At 60.2% G+C, this 23,815-nt stretch carries 19 protein-coding genes; 9 read left to right on the top strand and 10 right to left on the bottom strand.

From position 1 onward, the window contains the following. Positions 1-14 precede the first annotated feature (14 nt). Positions 15-1,988: a glucans biosynthesis glucosyltransferase MdoH gene (gene mdoH / locus AC1DK3_RS17825; RefSeq protein WP_477193588.1), complete on the bottom strand. Its 1,974-nt coding sequence runs from the start codon at positions 1,986-1,988 to the stop codon at positions 15-17. Beyond that, a complete protein-coding gene (locus AC1DK3_RS17820) occupies positions 1,973-3,562 on the bottom strand; it encodes an OpgD/OpgG family glucan biosynthesis protein (protein ID WP_477193587.1) in 1,590 nt (529 codons plus the stop codon). The genes mdoH and AC1DK3_RS17820 overlap by 16 nt, the downstream gene beginning before the upstream one ends. A 748-nt stretch (positions 3,563-4,310) precedes the next feature. Here AC1DK3_RS17820 and AC1DK3_RS17815 point away from each other — a divergent pair. The 6 genes from AC1DK3_RS17815 to AC1DK3_RS17790 all read left to right on the top strand — a co-directional run bounded on the left by AC1DK3_RS17815 (position 4,311) and on the right by AC1DK3_RS17790 (position 11,055). Then, the gene (locus AC1DK3_RS17815) at positions 4,311-5,594 is read left to right on the top strand and encodes a porin (RefSeq protein WP_477193753.1); all 1,284 of its coding nucleotides are present in this window, start codon (positions 4,311-4,313) and stop codon (positions 5,592-5,594) included. Positions 5,595-5,980: 386 nt separating this feature from the next. After that, positions 5,981-7,306, top strand: a complete 1,326-nt coding sequence (locus AC1DK3_RS17810) for a porin (protein ID WP_477193586.1) — start codon at positions 5,981-5,983, stop codon at positions 7,304-7,306. Between the two features lie 112 nt (positions 7,307-7,418). Further along, entirely contained in the window at positions 7,419-8,594 is a 1,176-nt protein-coding gene (locus tag AC1DK3_RS17805; protein ID WP_477193585.1) for a vWA domain-containing protein, read from the top strand. 163 nt (positions 8,595-8,757) lie between these two features. Continuing rightward, positions 8,758-9,276, top strand: a complete 519-nt coding sequence (locus tag AC1DK3_RS17800; RefSeq protein ID WP_477193584.1) for a hypothetical protein — start codon at positions 8,758-8,760, stop codon at positions 9,274-9,276. A gap of 49 nt (positions 9,277-9,325) precedes the next feature. Continuing rightward, on the top strand, positions 9,326-9,691 hold the full coding sequence (locus AC1DK3_RS17795) for an ABC transporter permease (protein ID WP_477193583.1): 366 nt from the start codon (positions 9,326-9,328) through the stop codon (positions 9,689-9,691). Positions 9,692-9,804: 113 nt separating this feature from the next. After that, complete coding sequence (locus tag AC1DK3_RS17790) at positions 9,805-11,055, top strand: GNAT family N-acetyltransferase (RefSeq protein WP_477193582.1); 1,251 nt, start codon at positions 9,805-9,807, stop codon at positions 11,053-11,055. A gap of 4 nt (positions 11,056-11,059) precedes the next feature. On the opposite strand, the gene AC1DK3_RS17785 is transcribed toward AC1DK3_RS17790, so the two are convergent. The 3 genes from AC1DK3_RS17785 to AC1DK3_RS17775 form a co-directional block, all read right to left on the bottom strand. After that, positions 11,060-12,142, bottom strand: a complete 1,083-nt coding sequence (locus tag AC1DK3_RS17785) for an NAD(P)/FAD-dependent oxidoreductase (RefSeq protein ID WP_477193581.1) — start codon at positions 12,140-12,142, stop codon at positions 11,060-11,062. A 31-nt stretch (positions 12,143-12,173) separates the two neighbouring features. Then, positions 12,174-12,494: a 2Fe-2S iron-sulfur cluster-binding protein gene (locus tag AC1DK3_RS17780; RefSeq protein WP_045837936.1), complete on the bottom strand. Its 321-nt coding sequence runs from the start codon at positions 12,492-12,494 to the stop codon at positions 12,174-12,176. A 159-nt stretch (positions 12,495-12,653) separates the two neighbouring features. Continuing rightward, a complete protein-coding gene (locus AC1DK3_RS17775) occupies positions 12,654-13,049 on the bottom strand; it encodes an Hpt domain-containing protein (RefSeq protein WP_477193580.1) in 396 nt (131 codons plus the stop codon). Between the two features lie 376 nt (positions 13,050-13,425). On the opposite strand from AC1DK3_RS17775, the gene AC1DK3_RS17770 reads away from it, so the two are divergent. Together AC1DK3_RS17770 and dgcA are read left to right on the top strand one after the other, a co-directional pair. Further along, positions 13,426-16,191, top strand: coding sequence for a coiled-coil domain-containing protein (locus AC1DK3_RS17770; RefSeq protein WP_477193579.1), 2,766 nt, complete (start codon positions 13,426-13,428; stop codon positions 16,189-16,191). Between the two features lie 65 nt (positions 16,192-16,256). After that, positions 16,257-17,234: an N-acetyl-D-Glu racemase DgcA gene (gene dgcA, locus AC1DK3_RS17765; protein WP_477193578.1), complete on the top strand. Its 978-nt coding sequence runs from the start codon at positions 16,257-16,259 to the stop codon at positions 17,232-17,234. 10 nt (positions 17,235-17,244) lie between these two features. Here dgcA and AC1DK3_RS17760 read toward each other — a convergent pair whose 3' ends face one another. Continuing rightward, positions 17,245-18,456 carry an MFS transporter gene (locus AC1DK3_RS17760; protein ID WP_477193577.1) on the bottom strand — a complete coding sequence of 404 codons (1,212 nt, stop codon included), beginning with the start codon at positions 18,454-18,456 and terminating at the stop codon, positions 17,245-17,247. Between the two features lie 157 nt (positions 18,457-18,613). Here AC1DK3_RS17760 and AC1DK3_RS17755 point away from each other — a divergent pair, with 157 nt between their 5' ends. After that, positions 18,614-19,162: a hypothetical protein gene (locus tag AC1DK3_RS17755; protein ID WP_477193576.1), complete on the top strand. Its 549-nt coding sequence runs from the start codon at positions 18,614-18,616 to the stop codon at positions 19,160-19,162. Between the two features lie 78 nt (positions 19,163-19,240). On the opposite strand, the gene AC1DK3_RS17750 is transcribed toward AC1DK3_RS17755, so the two are convergent. The 4 genes from AC1DK3_RS17750 to AC1DK3_RS17735 form a co-directional block, all read right to left on the bottom strand. Further along, positions 19,241-20,482 (bottom strand): OmpP1/FadL family transporter, encoded by a 1,242-nt coding sequence (locus tag AC1DK3_RS17750; protein ID WP_477193575.1) that lies wholly within the window; start codon positions 20,480-20,482, stop codon positions 19,241-19,243. A gap of 386 nt (positions 20,483-20,868) precedes the next feature. Continuing rightward, a complete protein-coding gene (thiD, locus tag AC1DK3_RS17745; RefSeq protein ID WP_477193752.1) occupies positions 20,869-21,684 on the bottom strand; it encodes a bifunctional hydroxymethylpyrimidine kinase/phosphomethylpyrimidine kinase in 816 nt (271 codons plus the stop codon). A gap of 56 nt (positions 21,685-21,740) precedes the next feature. Continuing rightward, the gene (locus tag AC1DK3_RS17740; RefSeq protein ID WP_477193574.1) at positions 21,741-22,538 is read right to left on the bottom strand and encodes a cytochrome c biogenesis CcdA family protein; all 798 of its coding nucleotides are present in this window, start codon (positions 22,536-22,538) and stop codon (positions 21,741-21,743) included. Positions 22,539-22,585: 47 nt separating this feature from the next. Beyond that, a complete protein-coding gene (locus AC1DK3_RS17735) occupies positions 22,586-23,785 on the bottom strand; it encodes a phosphoglycerate kinase (protein ID WP_477193573.1) in 1,200 nt (399 codons plus the stop codon). Between the last annotated feature and the right edge of the window lie 30 nt (positions 23,786-23,815).

Genomic DNA, 23,815 nt, shown 5'->3' with positions numbered 1-23,815 from the left:
TGAGACGCGCCCGTCTACGCCGCGGCTGCATCCGGCTGCTGCGTCAGGCCGCCAGGCGTCGCGATCTTTCGCGCCCAATCGCGCGACCGGTGGCCGGCATCGACGAGCACGGCGGGCGGTTTCCGGTCCTCATTCGTCGCAAGCGCCCATCGCTCGAAGGCTCCCGCCCTCAACGATGTCAGCCAGCTGACGGGACCCGCCAGAACGAGACCCAGAATCACCGGTGACATCCACGCGAGCAATGCGGGCGATACGGTCCAGGCAATCGCGCCGACGATGCCGCCGATCGCGGTGTGCCAGCGCGCGAACCACATCGCATCGTCGAACGTCAGCGCGCCGTCGCCACGCTTCTGCGCGTTCCAGCCCGAATCGCGCCCGGCCAGAATTTCGGCCGCACCGACCGTCTGCGTCACCATGAAGATCGGCGCGATCAGCATCGAATAGACCGTCTCGACCAAAACGCCGATCGTCACGCGGATCGCCCCGAAGAACGTCCCTTCTCTCCGCGCCTGCTGCCAGGCAAGCAACAGACCGAGAGCTTTCGGCAGCAGCACGACGATCATGGTCGCCATGAAGAGACGCAAGGCGGCACCCGGATCGATGGTCGGCCAGATCGGGAAAAGAGTCTTATCGTCCCGGAAATAGCTGGGGATCATCTGCTGGCCCTGGAGCGCCAGCACGACGCCGACGATGAGCGACATCGCCCATACGCCAGAAATCAGGTACGAGGCCGCCCCCATGCCGAGATGCAGCCGGCCCATTGGCGTCAGACCCGGCTGCGAGACGATGGCCAGATGCTGCAGATTGCCCTGCGCCCAGCGCCGGTCCCGCGCAACGACGTCGATAATGTTGGGTGGCATCCCCTCGTAGGAACCTTCGAGGGACGGCATCATGTGCACGCCGTAGCCCGCACGCTGAAGCAGCACGGCCTCGACGAAATCGTGGCTCATGATATGGCCGCCGAACGGCTTGCGGCCGGCAAGCTCGGGAAGCCCGGCAGCCTCGGCGAACGCGGCCGTACGAATGATGGCGTTGTGGCCCCAATAGTTGCCCTGGTCGCGATGCCAGAATGCGAGGCCCGCGGCAACCGATGGTCCGTAGGTGTTGGAGGCGAATTGCTGAAGGCGCTGTAACAGCGTCTCGCCGCCCACGAGTCGCGGCACCGTCTGAATGAGACCGGCCTTGGGATCGGCTTCCATAGCGGCGGCGAGCGAAACAAGCGTTCCGCCCGACATAACGCTGTCGCCGTCGAGAATGATGAACGATTCGTACGCGGCGCCGAACCGCTCGACCCAGTCAGCAATATTGCCGGACTTGCGCCCGGTGTTTTTGATGCGGCGCCGATAATAGATCGATGCAATCTCATCGAGTTGCCCGCTGAGAGCACGATAGACCGCCGCTTCCTTGGTGCCGTCGTCATCTCCGCGCGTATCGGAGAGGATGAACACATCGAACTTCTGATTCCGCCCGAGGTGCTCGAGCTCACGCACCATTGCTTCGACGGCGCCCGCAATCCGCGCCGGGTCCTCATGATAGACCGGAAACAGCAGCGCGGTGCGCGACGTCAAAGACGACGTCGGGAGCGGTGGCTCGATGGAGTCTGGCCTATCGCCCGTGAAGAGCGGAAGAAAACCGAGAGCAGCACTCAAGCTGCCTATCGCAATCCATCCGAAGGCAATGGTCGAAAGAATCAGAAAGAGGAACTGAACCGGCGTGATGACGACGAACGACAGGATGCTGAAGAGTTCCTGCGCGAAAGCTGCCGTCAGCACCGCGGCGCCGGCGAAGATCGCCGTGCGAGGCACCCAATATCCCCGGCGCCTGATTTCGGCGACCACCTCAACCGGCTTCGCGAAATCCTGGATAGGCATGTCGAGCGGCGCCGAATGTGGCAAATGCCGCCACGGACCGGCGTCGCGACGATGACTGGAATGGGGAGATGCGGGAAGCACCTCGCCGATGAAGTTCTCGTTTACGGCTTCGTCCATCGATAGAGCCAAGTCTCCGAAACCGCCTGATCGCCTGCCTTCAACACACAACGCAGCTCGACGAGTTGGCTGTCGCCGGGCGCCAGTTCGAACGTCACTCGAACACCTGAGATTTCGAGATTCCGCTGGACAGAAACGTTGGAAACCTTGCCCGCGCTCGCCGAGAGGTCGACAGCAGGCAAGTCCTTCGCATCTTTGACCAAAGGTCCTGTCAAATCGATGACGAAGACGATGCTGCCTGGCTTTTTCCCGCCTCCAACCCGCGTCTTGACGACGCGGGCGCCCGACCACGACGTCGGCACATCGGGACCCCAATAGATTTTGTAGTTGAACAGATGCGGGCCACCGGCGGCGAGACCCTTCGCTGGCTTCCAGTAGACCGCAATGTTGTCGTGGATCTCATCCTCGATGGGAATCTCGATGAGTTCGACGGAACCGTCGCCCCACGGTCCTTGAGGTTCCACCCACACCGACGGGCGCCGTTCGTAACGGCTCTCGAGGTCTTCGTAGTTGTGAAACGAACGATCACGCTGCCAAAGCCCGAATCCCTGCGGATCTTTGTCCATGAAAGCGCTGAGTTGCAGAGTCTTGGGATTATTGAGAGGACGCCAGAGCCGCTCGCCGCTGCCATTCACCAGCGCAAGCCCCTCGCTGTCGTGGACAGCTGGACGGAAGTCTTCGGTCCGCCGTTGGCTCGCTTGCCCGTGGAAGAACATGCTCGTCAAAGGACCGATGCCGACATGACTGAGTGCCACTCGCGGATACAAAGTCGCTTCGACATCCATAACCGTCGTCTCTCCGGGTGCGATCGCAAACCGGTAAGCGCCGGTCGTAGATTGACTGTCGAGCAACGCATGGACGACGATTTCGGTTGCGAGCGGTTTCGGTCTTTCGATCCAGAAGCTTCGAAAGAACGGAAACTCTTCGCCTGCCGGTTGTGCGGTGTTGAGAGCTAACCCTCTTGCGGAAGCGCCATAATTCTCTCCCCGCCCAACGGCACGCAAATAGCTCGCGCCCTGGAAAACCGTATATTCTTCGAAGGCGTCAGCACGGTTGATCGGGCCGTGAATCCGAAATCCCGAAAATCCGAATGGCGCGGCATCCGGCCCGGGGCCGATGAGCGGACCGAAGGAAAACATGTTGCTGTCGGCGACGAGTCGAGTCGCCTTGCCGTTCTCGACGACCCAGAGATCGACCGGAACATCGTACAGCCACCCCATCGCGAACGGCTGAACTTGAAAGCCGAGATGCTCGCCCTTCCAGATCGCTTTCTCCGAACGAAACCGGATGTCTCTATATTGATCATACGAGAGCTTGTTGAAGGGCGCCGGTAGAGCGTCCAAGGTCGGCTTGGAAAACGGCTGGTCTGCCAGCCTCTTCGCTTCGGCCTTCAACGTGGTCTGCCCGAACGCCATGCCCTGCGGGCTTGGTTGTGCCTGTGCCGGCGCTGGCGCGGATTCCCCTTCGGCGTGAGACTCAGTGACTGCCAGGGCCAACTTAGCGAGCCCAAGAGCAAAACTTCCCGCCACCGCCCTTTCGAGCAATGCGCGGCGATCAACGAAATTACCTGTCATTTCCGATATCAGCCAACCCCTGCGGTGCGTACGTACCGCCCTCTCGCTGTTCACAAGCGCCCCCGGCGGCCGGTCTCAAAATGGGTAGCGGATGATTGTGGCAGATTTTCCACGGAAGCCCCCGACGCGTGTGACTTTCACGTCGAGCATAATTAGGTCGACACCTACTTTTCAACCGCTATTGAACCGCCCGCAATCGTTATTACAGAAAAGGCATTTGCCTTTTATCTTTAATGCACTAACCCGCTTTTGAACAACGTATTTAGCCCGAATCACCCGCGACTCACTGATGCAATTAGCACACAGTCAAAATCTCTTCTGAGAATGCTCTTGGCGTACCGTAAGGACCCCACTATTCAATCGCCGTGCATAGGGTCGTCTTTATGATAATGCATGTGCTCAACGCACACGTTGTGGCGATCTCGAATTGCAACCGCTTGGGCAAGCAACAAAATCAATTCGGCTGAAATTCGGTTCGCAAGTGACCATCGTGTGGCAACTTCAGCGCTCGTGACCTTTCAGTCACAATCCCACGCCATTCCATCGCCAACACGTCTAATCCTGTTCACGGACGGAAACGGATCTGCTTATAGATACGGCCTGAGCGGCAATTCGGGGGGAAGCCCGTACGCCGCTGAAGACGGGTTTGAGGACGGTTAACAATAAGCACTACGTGAAGAAGAGTGTTGGGCTGAACAGTCTGTTCCGTCCGTCATTCCTCAAGTCGAAGCAGACGGGAGCTAAATTCATGAACAAATATCGTCTGAGTGCGCTGGTAGCAGCAGGCCTGGTTGCAGGTGGCCTGTCCGCTGGCAGTGCATCTGCGGCTGATCTCGGGGGGAACTGCTGCGCAGACCTCGAGGAGCGGATCGCAGAACTAGAAGCAACGACGGCACGCAAGGGCAACCGCAAGGTTTCGCTCACGGTCTCTGGCTGGGTTGGTCAGCAGGTCATGTGGTGGGACGACGGTCGTGAATCGAATGCGTACGTTACCGATCTCGGTTCGACGCTTGCCAGCCACGTGAAGTTCACGGGCCAGGCAACGATCCTTCCGGGCTGGACGGCAGGTTACGTTTTGCATCTCGAAGCCACCGGCTCCGACAGCTTGACGACAAGCCAGGGCCAACCCGACGGTCCGAACGCACTGACTGGTACGGGCAACGGCGTCAGCACGCTGCAGTCGTTCTGGTTCGTCAAGAGCGACCAGCTGGGTAAGGTCTCGGTCGGTAAGCAGTCCGACGCGGCCGATAACGCAGCAATCCTCGTTGACGGTTCGGGTTCGCTCGTCGCCGCTAACTGGGTGGCGTTCGACGTCAACAGCTTCGGCATCCGCGTCAAGGGTTCGGACGCTCTGTTCGGCCACTGGGGTGGTGACTACTGCCAGAGCTGGGGCGGCGCTTGGGGTGACTGCGCGGGCGTTCCTCGCAACACCGTTCGCTACGACTCACCGACGTTTGGCGGCTTCTCCGTGTCGGCATCGTGGGGCGAAGACGACATCTGGGCCATCACGACGCGTTACGCTGGCGAATGGGCTGACTTCAAGGTGGCGGGCGTAGCGTCTTACACCGAAAGCACCGACAACAGCATCAACGCGGTCGCGGGCTTCAATCTCGGCAACGAGACCCAGCAGTACTTCCAGGCTGGCGCCTACGTTGAGCACGTTCCGACTGGCCTCTTCGCTTATGCAGCGTACGGCCACGACGAATACAGCGACAGCAGCCTTGGATCGTCCGAAACGTGGTACGGCAAGGGCGGTATCCGCCAGCGCTGGAACCCGCTCGGTCACACGGTACTGTACGGCGAGTACGAGCATATCAAGGGCAGCAACTTCTTCTCGCAGACCTCGAATATCTTCGAAGACTCTTCGTTGCATGACCGCACCCAGGTTTGGGGCGCAGGTATCGTCCAGGAAATCGACGCCGCTGCGATGTCGATGTGGGTCAAGTATCGTCACCTTGATTTCGACGACAACTCTGGCCAGCGTTACGACAACTTCCAGTACGTCTCGTTCGGTGCTCTGATCAACTACTGATCCGACCCGCCTGAACTCAGAATAGGAAGGCCGCCCAATTTGGGCGGCCTTTTTTGTGTCTCACAATTTCGCCGCTGTGGCATAGACGCAACAAGCACATGTTGCGATTGGATCATTGCCGAATTCATCAACGCTTTGATTGGAATATCAGATTTTCGTCCGCACTCGGACAATTGAATTAAATGAGGTTTTCTTGCACCTGCCAAGAATAAACCCGCAAATTGCAAACCTGAATTGTTGCGCAAGCGCGAATCGCTAATCTCCCCTCAAGCGGCGAAGTCACTTGCCGGTGTCCCGCAACGGGCTCCTCCATCAGTGGCCGACTGCGGCGAACGCCGAAGTACCGCGTCCAGGACTAGAAGTGCTGAAGACGGGAGAAGGTAGAAATGACGAAATTTCGGGTAGGCGCTCTGGTCGCTGCAGGCGTCCTCGCTGGCGGTTTCGCCTCGAGCGCCTCTGCTGCGGACCTAGGCGGCAACTGCTGCGCAGATCTCGAGGAGCGAATCGCAGAACTAGAAGCAACCACGGCGCGGAAAGGCAACCGCAAGGTCTCACTCACGGTCTCCGGCTGGGTCGGCCAGCAGGTCATGTGGTGGGACGACGGCCGTGAATCGAACGCCTACGTCACCGACCTCGGCTCGACGATTGCCAGCCACGTGAAGTTCACGGGCCAGGCAACGATTTTGCCGGGTTGGTACGCTGGTTACGTTCTACATCTTGAAGCTGTCGGCTCGGATAGCTTGACGACAAGTCAGAACGTCGTCGACGGTCCGAACGCTCTGCTCAGGCCCGCCACGGTCAATGGCGTCAGCACGCTGCAATCGTTCTGGTTCGTCAAGAGCGATCAGCTGGGCAAGGTCTCGGTCGGTAAGCAGTCCGACGCGGCCGATAACTCGGCAATCCTCGTTGACGGTTCAGGCACGCTCGTCCCGGCCAACTGGGTGGCCTTCGACTACAACAGCTTTTTCATCCGCGAAAAGGGTTCGGGTTCTCTGTCGCCCGCGGTCTGGGGCGGCAATTATTGCCAGAGCTGGGGCGGTGCTTTGGGTGACTGCGCAGGTGTCCCGCGTAACGTCGTTCGCTACGACTCACCAACGTTTGGCGGCTTCTCTGTATCCGCATCGTGGGGTGAGGATGACCTCTGGGCAGTCACCACGCGCTATGCTGGCGAATGGAACAGCATCAAGGTTGCAGCCGTCGCGTCCTATACTGAAAGCACTGACGAGCTATGCTGCAACACGTCGAGCGGTTTCGTAGTCCTTAATAACACACAGCAGTACTTCCAGGCTGCAGGCTATGCCGAGCACGTTCCGACCGGCTTGTGGATCTACGGCGCCTACGGTCACGATGACTACGACGATGCGACGAACTTGACCGGCAGCAGAGGCCAGTCCGAAACTTGGTACCTGAAGGGTGGCATCCGTCAGCGCTGGAACCCGCTGGGCCACACCATCCTCTACGGCGAGTATGAGCACGCTCACGGTGAAGGCATCTTCGCAGCGTCCGGAGTTGACGGCTTCACCGCTCTCGGCGACTTCAGCGCTGCGAATAAGGACACCACCAAATTATGGGGCCTCGGTATCGTCCAAGAGATCGACGCCGCAGCAATGTCGATGTGGGTCAAGTATCGCCATCTCGAATATGATGACAACAGCAACATTAGGTTCGACGACTTCCAGTACGTATCGTTCGGTGCTCTGATCAACTACTGATCTCCCGCCCGTAAATACCCGGATACGAGAAGCCGCCCATCGGGCGGCTTCTTCGCGTTGTGGGCCCCCTTGGCGCATTGTCCCGGCGCGCCAAAGTGCTTATTTCTCTCACATGTTCGAGACTTTCTTCACTGAGCTCCGCTCAGCCAAACTGCCGGTAACGCTGAAAGAATACCTCACGCTGCTCGAGGCCGTTGGCACCGGCATTGCGGGCGGACGCGTCGAGGACTTCTACTATCTCGCCCGTGCAACCCTCGTGAAGGACGAGCGCAACCTCGATCGCTTCGACCAGATCTTCGCGCACGTCTTCAAAGGCATCGACCTTTTGCCCGAAGCAATCGAAGCAGAAATTCCCGAGGAATGGCTCCGCCGTATCAGCACGCTGCACCTGTCCGAAGAGGACAAAAGGAAGATCGATGAACTCGGCGGCTGGGACAAAATCATGGAGGAGCTGAAAAAGCGCCTCGCCGAACAGAAAGAGCGCCACCAGGGCGGCAACAAGTGGATCGGCACCGGCGGAACCTCACCCTACGGCGCATACGGATATAATCCCGCCGGCATTCGCATCGGCCAGCACGAGAGCCGGCATCGGCGCGCCATCAAGGTTTGGGACAAGCGGGAATTCAAGGATCTCGCCGGCACTGCCGAAATTGGCACCCGCACCATCAAGGTCGCGCTTCGCCGCCTACGCCAATTCGCGCGTTCCGGAGCCGCTTCAGAACTCGATCTCGATGGCACGATCCGCGGCACCGCTGAGAAGGGCTATCTCGACGTTCGTCTCCGCCCCGAGCGGCACAATACCGTAAAGCTCCTGATGTTCTTCGATATCGGCGGCTCGATGGACGATCATGTGCGCGAGGTCGAAGACCTGTTCTCCGCGGCGCGCGCGGAGTTCAAGCATCTCGAATATTATTACTTCCACAATTGCCTCTATGAAGGTGTCTGGAAAGACAACGCCCGCCGTTACACCAACAAGATCGACACATGGCAGGTGCTCCACACCTACCCTGCCGACTACAAGGTCATCTTCATCGGCGATGCCTCGATGAGCCCCTACGAAATCAGCGTCCCCGGCGGCTCGGTGGAGCATATGAACGAAGAGCCCGGCGCCGTGTGGCTGAAAAGGGTCGCCGATATCTACAAGCACGCCATTTGGCTGAACCCCGTCGACGAACGGCATTGGGAGTGGACGCCATCCATCGGCATCGTGCGTCAGCTTCTCGACGGCCGAATGTTTCCCCTGACACTCGACGGTCTCGATGCCGGAATGCGTGCGTTGATGCGTTAAGAACGCCGTTCGGACGTACTTTGGTGCGTAACATCCCATCGGCCCTATCGAGTTGCGCCGGAAACAATTAGGCTCCGAATGTGGCTAACTCGATTCTAATCATTGACCTTGGGCTTGGCCTGGGGACAATGGCTTAGAAATCCGGGGTGGGGGGAACATCCCAATGAAACACGTCAGAATCTTTCTCGTAGCTGTCTCGACTGCAGCCCTTGGGGGCTGCGGCGCGTCGCTGCCCAGTCTATCGACCGGCTCCCTCTTGGGAGGCGGCTCGAAAGCGGCTGCAGAAAACGCCAATGCAAACGATCCCGTCGCGCGCACCATGGATGTTGCAGCGACATCGGCTCGCGCCATCAAGTGCGGATATAATTTCGATCCGGCGAAACTTAAAAATCAGTTCCTGTCGACCGAAACTGCCGCCAATCCTCCGGATGCCGCGAAGCTCACGCAGGTTTACGACGCGTCTTTCAACGGTGTCTCAAAGTCACTTGCTGAAAAGGGCGCAGATTATTGCTCGGAACTGAAAGTCGCGAAGATCAAACTCGCGCTGACGCGTCATCTCGCAGGTGACTACACGCCCTCACCGCCCGAACCCGTCGAGGAAGAAGGACTGCTCAGCGGCTGGGGCGGCGGCGGTTCGAACAGTTCTGAAGGCGTCAACATGAAGCAAGTCTTCGAGAACTGAGACGAACCAATCCTCTGATCTCGAAAATCGCGCTTTGCCGGATGTTCGCGTGCAGCAGATCCTCTGGGCCGAAATCATCATCAAAGGTTTCGCTGGTTTCGTACTTTTGATCGTTCCACTCGCGGCACTCGCAATTGCGGGACTCGCGCGACCTGCCACTGGACTATGGCCTCGCCTCGTCGGCGCTCTTTCGGTGGCTATCGCGGCCAGCATCTGGATCGGGCTGGAGTATCCGGCGAGCCGCGGATCGATCGGCCCGGCGGCCCTCGTTCCGATCAATCTTTTATCTGCAGCCGTGCTCATCGCAGCGCTGGTAATGGGAACCGCAGCACCCACACGGCGCGGCAAGGTCCTGATCGCGGCGAGCGCTGCTTTATTGACTGTCCTAGCATTTCTCGAAATCGCACACGCGTAAGGACATCAGTCAGAATTGCGCGGCGTAACGCTCATCTAACGTTTGCCCGCTACACCATCGGAAGGAAATCCTGAAACTGCGGGCCCGCCCCGCCACCGAGATCGCGCTGGCCCATGATGACCACTGCCGCCCGCACGCTGACGTCTTTCGAGCGGCCAGCCATCGAGAAATGCCGCGCCGTCTCGGCCGTGCATCCAACGTTTTGCGAATTTGATCTTATCACTGATCGTGCAGCGTTCGATGCGCTCGAAACAGAGTGGAATGATCTTTTCGCTAAATCCGGCAAGCCGACGAACGTATTTCAAACCTTCAATTTCTGCTGGCACTGGGCCAATCATTATCTGCAAGAGCGAGACGGCCGGCCGAGTACACTGAAACTTCTGCTCATCACGGCGCGCCGCGACGATCGCCTCATCATGGTGTTCCCCCTCGTTTCCGAGCGCATGCGCGGCATTACGCAAGTCTTCTGGATGGGCGGATCTGCTAGCCAATACGGCGACGCCCTCATCGAGAATGTTCCGGATAAAGACGCGATCCTGCGCGCTGCATTCGATTTACTGCGCACCCAATCGGGTGCCGACATCCTCCGCCTGCGCCGCGTCCGGGAGGACGCGAACGTCGCTCTACTTATGAATGAACTCGGCGCCACGGCCGCCGAACGGCTGGTCGCGCCCTACATGAATCTGACGTCGGCGGCGGATTTTCCCGCCTTCGAACAACGTTATTCGAGCAAGACCCGAAAGAACCGCCGCCGCCTCTTCCGCCGGCTCGAAGAAAAAGGCCCGATGCAATTTCTCCGCCTCCGCGGCGGGGAGGAAGCACGTCAACTTGCCGTCGAGGCTGTCGCGCTCAAGGCCGAGTGGCTCAAATCCCGCGGCTTGCTGTCGAACGCGATCGCCGATCGGCGCTTGGCGGATCTCTTCGCCGATCTGGCCGAAGGCAAAGCGAAACCGGCCGGCTGCATCGTCTCGGCTTTGAAATCGAACGGCGAGATCGCGGCACTCGAAGTATCCTTCGCCTGCAAAGCGCGCATCGCGATGCATTTGATCGCCTTCAATCTCGAGTACGAAAAATCCGGCGCCGGCGTATTGCTCCTCGAGCAGAGTCTGAAGGACGGATACGCTGACGGCCTCGAAGCCTGCGATATGCTCGCCCCCGGCGACGATTATAAATTCGACTGGTGCGAGAAGGCAGATTCCGTCGTCGATTGGGTGATGCCGCTCACGCTGAAGGGCGAAATCTACGCAAGGGTCTACCTTGGATTTCTCCGCGCACGTATCAAAACAGCGCTCAAAAAGCTGCCGAAACCGTTGCGGCAGCTCATGCGCGACGGCGCGAAAATCGCCGCCGCCGCTGAGAAATAACGCGTTATTTTACGCCGAGCTTCTTCTGCAGACTCGATGACGACGTCGTGTACTGGAACAGCAGCTTCTTGTCAGGATAGACGATCTTATGAGCGGCCTGAGCCATCAGAGCACCCTCATGGAAGCCTGATAGGATGAGCTTCAGCTTACCCGGATACGTGTTGATGTCGCCGATGGCGAAGATGCCGTGTTCGCTCGTCTCGAAACGCTCGGTATCGACGGCAACGAGGTTCTCATGAAGATTGAGCCCCCAGTTGGCAACCGGTCCGAGCTTCATCGTCAGCCCGAAGAAGGGAAGCATGGCCGAGCAGGCAATGCGCTCCATGCCTGACGCGGTCTTGACGTCGAGCGCCGTCAGTTGACCGTTCGCACCGTCAAGCGCCGTGACCTGACCGATCATCAGACGCACTGTCGCTTCCTCGACGAGCTTGCGCATCTTCTCGACCGAATGCGGCGCGGCGCGGAACTCGTCGCGACGATGGATCAGCGTCAAGCTCTTGGCAACCGGCGCGAGATTGAGCGTCCAGTCGAGAGCACTATCGCCGCCGCCGACGATGACGATGTCGTGCCCGCGCATCGTTTCGATTTTGCGCACCGAATAGAAGACCGATTTGCCTTCATACTCTTCGATGCCGTTGAGCGGCGGCCGCTTCGGCGTAAAGGATCCGCCACCCGCAGCGACGACGACCACTTTAGCCAGGAACTCGGTTCCGGCGTCGGTCGTGAGACGGAAGCGGCCGTCCGCCTCGCGGCTCAGGCCGTCGATGCGCTCATTGAAATGGAACTGCGGACCGAAAGGCTTGATCTGCTCCATCAGCCGGTCGGTCAATTCCTGACCTGTCACGACCGGAAGCGCCGGAACGTCGTAGATCGGCTTCTCGGGATAAAGCTCCGCGCACTGCCCGCCAGCCCGGTCCAGGATATCGATGACGTGCGTCTTGATATCGAGAAGACCCAATTCGAAAACGGCGAAGAGACCGCACGGTCCCGCACCGATAACGACGGCATCGGTTTCGATCGGCGCGGACGTTTCAGACGCTTCGGAGATGTCGGAAACTTCGAGCGCGGCGGGAGTAGTCTCGATCATTGCGATCGTCCGTTTGAAAAATGAGGATACGTCAGAACTGCTTTGCCGGTACGCGGACGACGAGACCGTCGAGAGCGTCCGTGATCTTGATCTGGCAGCAGAGCCGGCTGCCTTCGCGCACATCGAACGCGAAATCCAGCATGTCCTCTTCCATGTCGGCAGCTTTGCCGGTTTTGTCCCGCCAAGCTTCGTCAACGTAGACGTGACACGTTGCGCAAGCGCAGGCGCCGCCGCACTCGGCCTCGATGCCGGCAATGTCGTTAAGCTTAGCAGCTTCCATGACGGTCAAACCATTTTCCGCCTCCACCGTTTGACTCTCGCCGTCGGGTTGGATGAACGTTATTTTCGTCATGGTTGCGTGCGCGTCCTTGTGGCTTGAAAAGGCTGCCATTCGGCAGATTCGAGCGAATTGGGTTGATTAGCTAGCGCGCACACTTAGATCGACGCAGCTTCTATTTCAAGCCGAACGGGCGCGCGTCCCTGCGACGCGCAAATGCTGTTGCCCCGATGCTTAAGCTAATTTGCTGGATTGGTGGAAAAACCTACTGGCCTCGGACGCCGCGGCTTCCAGTTTGGATATCGCGTCCGAGCACGCTTCGGGCTCGGCGCTGCAAACAAGTGCCTCAGCTTGCTGGGCCAATCGCGCTATCCGCCATGCCCCGACCGCCCGGCTCGATCCCTTGAGGGTATGCGCCGCCATTTTCCAGTCCCGCTCGGTAGCGGCCGACCTGAGAGCCGCTATCGTCTCGGGGAGTTGCGCAAGGAAAAGCCCGAGAACCTCGTCTTCCAGCGCTTTATCCCCAAGCGTGTAGCGCCGCAAATGGTCGAGATCGACCGGCAATTCGTTCGAACAGCCTTGGTTTTCCGGGGCCTGAAGGTCGAACGCGCGAGCCGGTCGGATATCCATGATACGCATTCCGATGCACTTAGCACTGCTGCGGTCATAGCTTCGCCATGCCTGACCTTTGAATAATCATGGTCGCAAATGCGCGATAACTCTGGGTAAAGAGCGCCGCGGCGTTTCGGCGATCTTCGTAAACCGCTACTTAACCTACTGGCGTGAGGCCGCAGGCGGCTCTGAGGGACGCGTTGGCCGCAATCCGGCCGCAATGCGCGGCCCAAATCGCTAAGCCCCTTAGATGCATAGACATTCCGTATGGTTACCCATGTGTTTCCATTTTGTAACCAAGTAAAAATCTTATAGGGTGCGAAATGGGAGTTCCGGTGGGCCTGAAGCGCACGGGCTTGTGTCGCGTACCGGATCGAGTGGGGGGCATTGCGCAATGTCGCAGGATCAGATTGCGAAGCTCATGGCTATCGGCGGCAGAACGCAGCCGGCATCGACGGAGCCTACCTTGAGCGCTCCCGACGGTCTGCGCCAAGCAACCGCCCAGCCGGCCGGGCAAGCATCGATCCAAAAGGGCTCGATCGACACGCCTCTGGCCCTTCCGCCGCCGCTACTCGGCGACGACCATCAGCGATCCGCGCCACCAACGTCACCGCTGAAGGCCGACAACGAAATCGCGAGCGATGACGCACCTTCTCGCCGCGTTGCGCGCCGCCGCCCCGCAGGCCCCGTACGCGGAAAGATCGCGGCCAACGACGACGTCCCAAGTATCGGCGGCCTGATCTACGCACTCGAGCAAAAGCCCTCGAGCAAAGTCTTCCGCTTCGCCGCCATCGGCAGCGCCGTCTGGGCCATCGTCGGATTGACCGTCGGCGCACTGACGATGGCGCCCGGTTGGCAGGCAGGCGAATCCTTCACGTCGCTGCTGCTGCATCCGGCGACGTTCTACACCATCACGGCCATCGTCGCGCCGATCGGAATTATCTGGCTGCTGGCTCTACTGAACTGGCACATTGCTTCGCTTGCGCTCAAATCCGCGACGATGAGCGAAGTCGCGATCCGCCTCGCCGAACCCGACAGAACCGCCGAGCAATCGATCGCGAGCCTCGGCCAAGCGGTCCGCCGCCAGGTCTCGTTCATGAACGACGCCGTGTCGCGAGCCCTCGGCCGTGCAGGCGAACTCGAAGCCCTCGTCCATAATCACGTCGCGGAACTCGAGCGCTCCTACGAGCACAACGAGCGCCGCATCCGCGAGCTGATCAACGAGCTCGGCGGCGAACGCCATGCGCTTCTCGATACGTCGACCAACGTCACCGAAACGCTGAAAACGCTCGGAACCGAAATCCCGACGCTCATCGAAAAGCTTTCGCAGCAGCAGCTGACGCTGCGCGGCATCATTTCGAACGCAGGCGAAAATCTCGCCAACCTCGAAGGGTCCTTGGCGACCGCGACGGGCCGCTTCGAAAATGCCGTCGGATCGCGCACGCTGCAACTGCAGTCCGTTCTCGAAGACTACACGTCCGCATTCTCGACTGCCCTCGGCGCCCGCACCGAACAGATGCGCGTGACGTTCGACGGCTATATGCAGACGCTCGATACCACGCTCGGCAATCGCACGGAAAATTTGCAGACCGTGTTCGAGGAATACGCCCGCGCACTCGATACGACGCTTTCAAACCGCGCCCAGGCCCTCGACGGCCAACTTGTAGAGCGCACGCGGTCTCTCGATGAAGCCTTCCAGCGCCGTCTCGAACTCTTCGACGATCAGATCGTGCGCTCGACAACGGCCATCGATCACGCGGTCAGCGAGAAGGCTTCCCTGCTCACCAATGCGCTCGAACTGCATTCCCGCACGTTCCGCGATACGATTGCGCATCAGGCAGCCGAACTCGACGATTCCGTGATGAACGGCATTAACGCCGTGCGCCGCACCAGCGAGAACATCACGCGCCAAACGATGAAGGCGATCGACGGGCTCTCCAAGCAGTCCGGCGTCCTGCAAAACGTCGCCGAAAATCTGTTCTCGCAAATTCACGGCGTCACCGATCGCTTCGAGAACCAAGGCCAGCAGATTCTCAACGCCGCGAACGTACTCGACAGCGCGAACAGCAAAATCGAGACGACGCTGCAGTCGCGGCACGCCGAACTCTCGCACACGCTCGACCGCCTCTCCGGCAAGGCCGACGAATTCGGACGGACAATCGCAGGCTATTCGACGAACCTCGAAGGCTCGTTCTCGAATATCGAAGTCAAGGCGAGAGCCATCGCCGAAGAGCTTCGCGACAGCGCCGAGAACCGCTCGCGCGCACTCATGGCCGAACTCGACCGCGTCAAGCACGAGACTGAAGCCCAGGGTGACCGGGCGCTCTCCGACTTGAGAAACCGCTTCCAGAACGTATCGGGCGAACTCTCGCGGGAATTCGAAAACCTGACCACCCGCTTGTCATCGGCATCCGACGAAACGCGCCTGCGCGCGGCGGAGGCGGCAGCCACCCTTGCCCGCGAGCAGGCCCGCATCCGCGAGGAAGCCGCACGCCTTCCCGCAAGCACGCGCGAAACAGCAGAATCCATGCGCCGCGCTCTCCAGGATCAGTTGCGCGCGATCGAACAGCTGACGCAGATTTCCCAGCGCGCCAACGCGCCGCGCGAAATCACCCGGCCGGATCTGGCTCGCCCCGACCCGGCTCCGGCTCGCCTCGGCGGATCGTTGACCTCCTCGCTCGTTCAGCAGGAAGGCGCACCGAGCCGCGGCAGAGGCGCATCACAGCAGGAAGCACGCGAAGGATGGTCGCTGGGCGATCTATTGGCCCGCGCCTCTCACGAGGACGAGGCGCCCGCGCAGGCCCCGGAGCCGCCGCCTGCGCCCGCTCCCGTTCGTCTCGACGTCGGCATGATCGCGCGCGCGCTCGACCAGGCGACGGCAGGCGCCATTTGGAATCGCATCCGTGCGGGCCAGCGCAACGTCCTCGTACGCAGCATCTATGCGCCGGAAGCACGAACGCTCTTTGACGAGATCTCGGCGCGCGTCAAAACCGATAACGATCTTGCGCAGTCGATTTTCCGCTATCTGTCCGACTTCGAACGCATCATCAAGGAAGCGGAAGCTCGCGACACATCCGGCCGCACGGCGCAAACACATCTGGTTTCGGAAACCGGCCGGGTATATCTGTTTCTCGCCCACGCCGCCGGCCGCATCAGGTAGCGGGCTTGCCTTTCTCCTTCGGTCACCCGATGTCGGTACGATCGATGCCAATCTGGCGATGACCGATGACCGCGCTGACCATTGAAGCCCGAGCCGAAGTCTGGCCGCTTCGGGAAGCTTTTATCATTTCACGCGGCGCCAGAACGGCCGCCGAGGTCGTCGTCGTCGAAGTCTCAGACGGCACGCATCAGGGCCGCGGCGAAGCGGTGCCCTATACCCGCTATGGCGAAAGCGTCACCGGCGTCCTCGAAGCCATCCGTTCGTTGGCCGGCCGCGTTTCGACCCGCTCCGATCTCGCGCAGCACCTAAAACCCGGCGCGGCACTTAACGCGCTCGACTGCGCATTCTGGGATCTCGAAAGCAAGCGCACCGGCACGCACGTCTTCGAGCTCGCCGGTCTCGCGCCGCCAGAGGCAAAAGTAACGGCATTTACGATCAGCCTCGATGCGCCGGAGACGATGGCCGAAAAGGCAGCGCGCGTGCCGAACCTTTCGCTTCTGAAACTCAAACTCGGAGGCGCAGGCGACGAGGCTCGCATGCTGGCGGTTCGTGCCGCCCGTCCGGATGCGCGCCTTCTCGTCGACGCCAATGAAGCATGGACAGTCGAGACGGTTCAGCATCTCGTGTCCGTCGCCGCCGAATGCGGGATCGAACTGATCGAGCAGCCGCTTCCCGCAGGCAGTGACGAACCCTTACGCCACATCGAGCGTGCGGTTCCGGTCTGTGCCGATGAGAGCGTGCATACGGGCGCCGACATACCGCGCCTCGCCGGCCTTTATGATGCGGTCAACGTGAAACTCGATAAGGCCGGCGGATTGACCGGCGCGATCAGCCTCATGCGGGCGGCGCAGCGGCAAAACTTCAAGATCATGATAGGCTCGATGGTCGCGACCTCCCTTGCCGTCGCGCCTGCGATGCTGCTCGCCTCCGAAGCGGATTGGATCGACCTCGACGGGCCTCTGCTGCTCGCACGCGATCGAGAATTCGCAATGCGCGTAGAAAACGGGATCATGTATCCCCCCGAGCCGCAACTCTGGGGCTGAACGCGCGCGGTTACGCGGTTTCTACTTTCGCCGCGCCGAACACCGTGCCCTTGCGCGACTTGACGAGCCATAGTCCCGCGGCAAGCGAGACCATCGAAATGGCAACCATCGCGAGATACGACATCGATCCGCCGCTCGCGTAAGCCCAGCCCGCGATCAGCGTCGAACATCCCATCGCGACCCCGGAAGACATCGTCGCGTAAAGCGCCTGTGCCGTACCCTGCTTCTCCCGATCGACGGTGTTGTGGATGAAATGGATCGCACCGATGTGCGTCGCGCCGTACGTCAAACCATGCAGGATCTGCAGCGGCAGCAGCACGGCGAGAGGCGGATCGAACGCCATCACGAGCCAGCGCACGATCGCGGCGGCCGCACCGGCTGCAATCAATTGCGCTGCGCCGAACCGCTGAATGACGGAACCGGAAACCGAAAACAGCAAAACCTCGGCAAAGACGCCGACGGCCCAGAGACTTCCGCTCCACGCGGCCGAAAGCCCCTGCCGTTCCCAAATCAGAATACCGAACGTGTAGAACGCGGCATGGGAAGCGATCGCGAGCCCCGCCGCGACGAGGAAGAAGCGAAACTCTCGTTGCCTCAGCAAATCGCGAAGCGCATCACCTTGCCAAAGCGGCGCCGAGGGCTTCGTCTGCGCGTCCGGCCGCTCTTCCGCCGGCAAGATGTGACCCGCGACGACGGTCAACCCGCAGCCGAAAGCAACCAGCCAAACCCCGGCGCCCCCACCAAACGCGTTGATGACGACACCGCCGGCGAAGGTTGCAGCGACGAACGATAACGAACCCCAGAGACGCATCCGGCCGTAATCGAGCCCTCGATGGCGCATGCCGTTCACGGCAATCGTCTCGATCAAGGGCATGATCGTCGAGTTGCACAGCATGAGGAGTGTCGCGAAGATAAGAATGCCGCCGAAGGATTGGGAGGCGGCAAGCGCCAGCACGAACCCCAAGGTGAGCCACGCGAGAATGATGAGGTATCTTCGGTGAGCGCCCTCGCGATCGGCCGCCATGGCGATCAGCGGCGTGACGAACAGGCGAAGAAAGAGAGGCGTCGCGACGATGATGCTGATCTCGGCGGGAGATAGCCCGCGCCAGTCCAGCCAGACGGGCATGAAGGGCACGTTCATTCCGTAAACAACGAACAGCGCCGCGTAGAACAACGCGACCGGCACCGCGAAGCTCCACCTCGCGTGTCTGACCGCGCCCATACCTCGGTCCCTTATGCTCAAATGCTCACGTCACCGTATAAGGCCGAACTGCTCAGAATGATCTTCAAGTTCCACTCGGTTCAGCCGGAGGTTGTGTCTACGCGGTGCGAGAATCGCGTAACCCATTAAGCTGATTTTTGCGGAGCACAATACGGCCATGCAGGCTCTTCCCTCGGTCATCCCAAGCGACACCGAAACCGAATACCGGGCTATCGAAACGACGCTGCTGGAAACCGCCCGCGGACGCTGGTTTTTGGCGGAGCACGGACGCCGCGCGCGCCGGCTCGACGGCGCTCTGCTCGAAGACGCGATCAAGCGTCTGCAAAGCTCGTTGCGCGAACCGCCTGCCCTCCTCGGCCAGCTCAAGGCGGAAATTGAAGCGATCAAGGCGAAGATGGCGGAAACGCGCGCCGCACTGCTCGCGAGACCTGCGGTCGACGAAAGCATTCTGCCGTCGCACGCGATCCTGAAGGCGGCGGAAGATATCCACGACATTGCCTGGTCACTTCAGGCCAACCCCTTCGATCCGAAGGGCTGCGAGGAAATCGCACGCAACGCCGGCCGCCTTTATGCGATGAGCCAATCTCAGGCCGCGCAATCCAACCGCGTCGTTTCAGCGGCAAGCGCACTCGAAACATCAGCGAACAAGCTCGAAGGCATCCTCGAAAGCATCATGCACGAGCTGAAAGTCGACGAGGCCGCTTAAACGCTTCTTCGATCAGCAGACACAAAAAAACCGGGCACATTGGGCCCGGTTTTTTTTATTCTTAGATGAGGTTGCCGCCTACCACTTCGTACGCATACCGACAGAGAAGAGATCGACCGCAGCCTGGGACGTTCCTGAGAACGTTGGTCCGGTGGGCGAACCATCGAGGGTCGGCGGAGATAGCTCTACACCGCCATCCTGGATGAAAAGGTGCGAATATCCCACGTCGAGCGTTATGGACTCGCTCCACTTGTAGCTCGCACCGACGCTCAGCCAGATCCGATTGTTATCGGGGATCTGAACGAGTCGTCCTGTCGCGCTATCGATCGGTGAAATTTCATAAGCGACGCCGCTGCGAAGCGTCAGCAGCGGAGAATAGTCGTACTCACCGCCAACCGAGAAAAACCAGCCGTTGCTCCAGTTCGCATCAACCGCCAGCTCATGCCCGGGGATTGAAAGCGGAAGATCTTTGAACCGGCTCCAGTTCGTCCATTGGACCGTTCCGAGAAGCCGCGTCGTCGGCGTTATGACCTGGCGTCCGCTCAACGTCACAATATCGGGCAGATTGACAGTGGCAGTTCCAGGCACGTTTGTGCCATCGGTGAGGGCCACCGAATGGAAACTGCCTTCGAGGTCGTGCGTCATCTGCGAGCGATAGCCTAGACCAATGGTCGTGCCCGCAGCCGGCTCGAGCGTGATGCCAGCTGTGCCGCCGAATGCCCAGTCGGTGCCACCGAATTGAGCTACGTTGTTGGAAGGATCGCGAAACTGCAGCTTCGCTTGTGCCCATTCGATCTGCACGCCAGCACCGATCGTGATGCCCGGTGCGATCCGGTAGGCGATCGTGGGATTGGCGTTGATCGTGAGAAGCTTGGACGTCACGCCCAAGTACGACCCGATGTAAGACGTATTCTCAGGCTTCGTCGCCAATCCGAACGGCGAGTTGATCGCGATGCCGAGCCAAAGATCTTTTGAAACCTGATAGGCGCCGTAGCTCGCGCTCGTCGTCGCGTCGATGCCGATGTTGCCGCTGCTACCCTGCGCCGGGCTGTTAAAGTCGAGGTTCGCGTACGGCAGGATCAGCGTGTAGGACGATTCCGAATTCAGCCCCGGAAACTGCGCAGTGGCCGCCGGGTTCCAGAACATCGAGCCGAGGCTGCCGCCAGCGGCCGCGCCCGCAGATGCCGAGCCGAGGAAGACGGTCGACTGCTCATGAATGTCGAAACCGCCCGCCGACGCCGCGCTCGACCAAGTAGCAGCCGCAACTGCGCCAATGGCTGCCAGACGCAGTGGATTCGTTTTTGCTTTTGAGTGCCGCATTCTCTTGCCCCCACGCCTGCGACGGCGTTTACCCTAGTTCTCACAATACTTGCATCTGTGATTAGCTCCACGTGGGGAAACACTCAACGAGACCGAAACATCTCTCCTGTGCCACTTGTGCAACAAAAACAATGGCAACAAAAAACCGGCCCGCCGTAGGCGGACCGGTTCTTGCCAAGCCCCGTTTCAATCCCTTGAAACTCAGCTTGGCGCTCCCCCCGGAGTCTGTGAACGGCGTTATGCCGAAGTCGCGCGCAAGCTGCCAAAGTCCTAGATGGGGCGCAAGCCTTGACGCTTCCCCTGACGTGCGAGTCGAAGCGCTTAGGTGCTCGCTCGCAACAGGCCTTGAACGCACGACTAGGAAGTACGCGCCCGGAATGGCGAAGCTACACTTTCCTCAGCGCAAAATTATGGTCGACCGGTCCATTGCCCTTGCCGATCTGCATCTGTGCACCGGCAAACAACGCATGCCAGACGAAGAGCTTTGCGTTTTCCACTGCGTCGCGCATCGATTGACCCTGCGCGAGGCAGGCCGCTATCGCCGCCGATAACGTGCAACCCGTGCCGTGCGAATTCCGCGTCGCGACGCGCGGCCGGCGAAGAACATGATGCTCTTGTCCGTCGAAGAAAACATCGACGGCTTCCGCCCCAGTTCCATGACCGCCTTTGAGAAGCACCGCGGCGCAACCGAATTTCATCAACGCTTCGGCCTGCACGCGCATATCCGCTTCGGTCTCAGCCAGCGGACCATCGAGTAATCGGCTGGCCTCCGGAATGTTCGGCGTAATCAAGCGAGCCCTCGGAAGTAACGCGCCGCGAACCGCGTCGATGGCATCGGGCGCGAGAAGAACATCCCCGCTCGTCGCGACCATGACCGGATCGACGATCACGGGCACAGCCGGAACATCCGCGAGAAGGCGTGCGACGCACTCGACGGTCGCTGCGTCGCCGAGCATTCCAGTTTTGATGGCCGAAACTTTAAGATCGGAAACGACCGAGCGGAACTGCGCGGCGATGAAGTCGGGCGATATCGGAAGAACGCCAGTCACCCCGAGCGTGTTCTGCGCCGTCAACGCCGTGATGACAGTCGCACCGTAGATTCCGAAAGCGGAAAACGTTTTCAGATCGGCCTGAATACCGGCGCCCCCGGAAGGATCGGACCCAGCGATGGTAAGGGCGATCGGAACAGTCTCGGCGGCCATCATTTTCATTCCAATGGCTTCATTTGAATAGCGGGGCGTATAGCTGGGGCCCCGCGTCAGGGCGATCCTTTTTTCAAAATCTCCGAGCTGAGATCAGCGGGCGTGACCAGAGACTCGATCCTGCCCAGCGCCGGGAAGTTCTCGATCATCCATTGGCTGAACCAGTTCTGCGCACCAAAAACGAACAGCAGGCCCGTCACGACTAGCAGCAGCCCCATGACTTTTTCGAGCGTCGCGAAATGGCGCTTGAACCGCTTCATGAAACCGAGGAACGGCCGTATCGCGATAGCGGCAAGGATGAACGGGATGCCGAGACCGAGCGAATAGACGAGAAGCAGAGTGACGCCAGCCGAGAGGCTCGACTCGCTCGCGGCAAGCGTCAGAACCGTCGCGAGCACCGGCCCAATGCACGGCGTCCACCCGAATGCGAACGCGAGCCCCATGACGTAGGCGCTGAGGAAGCTCGATTCCTTTGCGGCGGTCGAATATCGCGCTTCACTGTAGAAAAGATGAATTCGGAAAATCCCGAGGAAATGAAGCCCGAACAGAATGATGACGATACCGGCGAGCGTACCGAGCGACGCACGATAAGACAGCAGCACCTGACCGATCGAGCTTGCTCCGGCGCCGAGGCTGACGAATATCGTCGTGAACCCCAAGACGAAAAACACCGCGGAAATGACGACGCGCATCCAAACGGCGCGGTCTATCTTTTCGTCGCCCGTCAGCTGATCGAGCGTCGTCCCGCCGATATAACCGAGATAGGGCGGCACGAGCGGCAGCACGCACGGCGACAGGAAGCTCGCGAGACCCGCGAGAGCGACGCCGAGATAGATATGAGCATCTGCGAGCATTACAGCCTACTTCCTAACGCTGGGCTCTCTCGCGGGCCGATCAGCCGTCAGCGCGCGAGCGCCGCGACGCCTGGCAATTCGCGGCCCTCGAGCCATTCCAGGAAAGCACCACCCGCGGTCGAGACATAGGTGAAATCGTCTGCTACTCCGGCCGAATTCAAAGCGGCGACCGTATCTCCGCCGCCAGCCACCGAAACAAGCTTTCCTGCTTTCGTCAATCGAGCGGCCGCACGCGCCAGCGCAAACGTACCCTCGCCGAAAGGCGCAATTTCGAACGCTCCGAGCGGGCCATTCCAAAGCAGCGTTTTGGTGTGGTCGAGGAGTTCACTGGTGCGCGCAACGGATTTCGGACCTACGTCGAGGATCATCGCGTCCGCTGGCACGTTATCGATCGCGACGACCTCACTGGCGGCGCCTTCCTTGAATTCGCGCGCAACGACCGCATCGACCGGCAGGACGATTTCGCAGCCCTTCTGCTTCGCGGCAGCCATGATGTCTCGCGCGGTTGCGTGAAACTCCGGCTCAGCAAGAGACTTGCCGACGGCCACGCCCAGCGCTTGGAGAAACGTGTTCGCCATGCCGCCGCCGATAATCAGGCTATCGACCTTCGCAACGAGGTTGGTCAAAACCGGAATTTTCGTCGAAACCTTGGCGCCGCCGACGACCGCAGCGGTTGGCCGCTGAGGCTTTTCGAGTGAGGTTCTGAGGGCGTTGATCTCTTCCATCAGAAGCGGCCCGGCGTATGACGGAAGAAAATGCGTCAATCCCTCGGTCGACGCATGCGCGCGGTGCGCACACGAAAACGCGTCACCGACGAAGATGTCGCCAAGCTTCGCAAGCTCTCCCGCGAAGGCCGGATCGTTCTTCTCTTCGCCCTTGTGAAAACGCAGGTTCTCGAGAAGCGCGACATCGCCGTTCTTCAGCTGGCCGACGGCACTTGCCGCTTCCGCACCGATGCTATCGCCGGCGAATGCAACCGGCCGCCCGAGCAGCCGTTGCATCATCTCGGCGACAGGCTTCAACGACAGCTCGGCTTCAGGACCATTCTTCGGCCGTCCGAAGTGCGAGATCACGATGACCTTCGCGCCGCGATTGGCCAGGGCGTTGATGCCGGGCAGCAGCCGCTCGAGACGCGTCGCGTCCGTGACTTTCCCGTTTCGCACCGGAACGTTGAGATCGGCTCGAACGATAACCCGTTTACCTTCGACGTCGATCCCATCCGTCGTCTTCAGCTTGTCGAGGTTCATTCCGCGTCCATTCCGGTATCAAATGCGTGT

Source organism: Hyphomicrobium sp. 01T421 (assembly GCF_056398805.1).
The sequence above is the reverse complement of the archived record's forward strand: the minus strand, read 5'-3'. Positions and strand labels throughout refer to the sequence as shown.